Raw genomic sequence first — 1,233 nt, forward strand, 5'->3', positions numbered from 1 at the left:
GGCCTGGGGCCTGAGCCCGCCCGCCCCGCCCGTGCCCGTCGGGGCGGACGCGGCCCGAGGCGTGGTGGGCGGCGGGAGCGACGGGGATGGGCCCGAGGACCGGGTCGACGCCGGGGGGCGGCGCGCAGCCGAAGCCTCAGCCGTCGGCCGTCTCGGAAGGCAAGGACGCCGGCGCGGTGGAGGTGAGGATCGAGATGCTCGGGCCGCTGGGGATCAGCGGCGGAGTGCGCTCCGCCCATGCCCCCCGCACCACCGCCATCGCCGCGTTCATCCACCTGCGCCCCGGCCGCAGCGCCGAAGCACTCTGCCAGGCCATGGATCCGATCAACCCGTGGTCCACGCGCACCTTGCACTCGCGACTTTCGGAGCTGCGCAACGTCGTCGGTCTCACCGAGGACGGACACCCGCTCCTGCCACGTCCCAAGAACGGTGACGGATACGCCTTCCACCCAGCGGTGACCTCAGACTGGGAAGAGTTCAAGGTGTTGGCGGCCCGGGGACTGGCCGCCGGCCCGAAAGCCGGCACCGAGGACCTGGAGACGGCGATGGCGCTCGTGCGGGGCAAGCCGTTCGACGGGCGCACCCTCCCGTGGGCCGATCCCGTCATTCAGGAAATGATGTCGCGGATCACCGACACCGCACACACCCTCGCCCGCTGGCACACCGACGGCGACACCCCCGACCTCGACGCCGCCCGCCACGCCGTCCTCCAGGCCCTCGACGTCGAAGAGACCTCCGAAGTCCTCTACCGCGATCTGCTCCACATCGACTGGACCGCCGGCAACACGACCGTGGTCCGCAAGACCGTGGCCCGGCTCCAGCAGATGGCCCGCACCTACGACATCACCTTGGCCGACGCGACCGAGGACACCATCACCCGCACCCTGTCGGAGCACCCCTACCCGGCCCCGCACCGCGCTGCCACAAGCTGACCGCACCCGAGGCAGCCCGAGACAACGAAGCGTCCCAAGCGACAGCGGACGGACGCCCGAACACGAGGAGCGCCCTCCCCCTCGACGGGTCGGCGCTCCTCCCCGTTGCACCCCCCCGGTGAAGGCGTGCGGTCGGCGCCCGGGACAGCCGTCGAGGCGCGGAAGAGGACAAGCCTGCGCCCGGCCGGCCCCAGGGGTGCGCGTATGATCAACCCCCATTTCCACTGTGCGGTTGGAGAGTTACTCATCGTGACTGAAATTCGGGGACGAGGTTCGCGGGTCGGCGCGTCCTTACTGGCGG

At 71.5% G+C, this 1,233-nt stretch carries 1 protein-coding gene; it reads left to right on the forward strand.

Annotated features, from left to right (window positions below; all coding sequences use genetic code 11):
• Nucleotides 1-86 precede the first annotated feature (86 nt).
• Nucleotides 87-932, forward strand: coding sequence for an AfsR/SARP family transcriptional regulator (locus tag ADK55_RS15250; RefSeq protein ID WP_053679019.1), 846 nt, complete (start codon nt 87-89; stop codon nt 930-932).
• Nucleotides 933-1,233 lie beyond the last annotated feature (301 nt).

Source organism: Streptomyces sp. WM4235 (genome assembly GCF_001279725.1).
GTDB lineage: Bacteria > Actinomycetota > Actinomycetes > Streptomycetales > Streptomycetaceae > Streptomyces.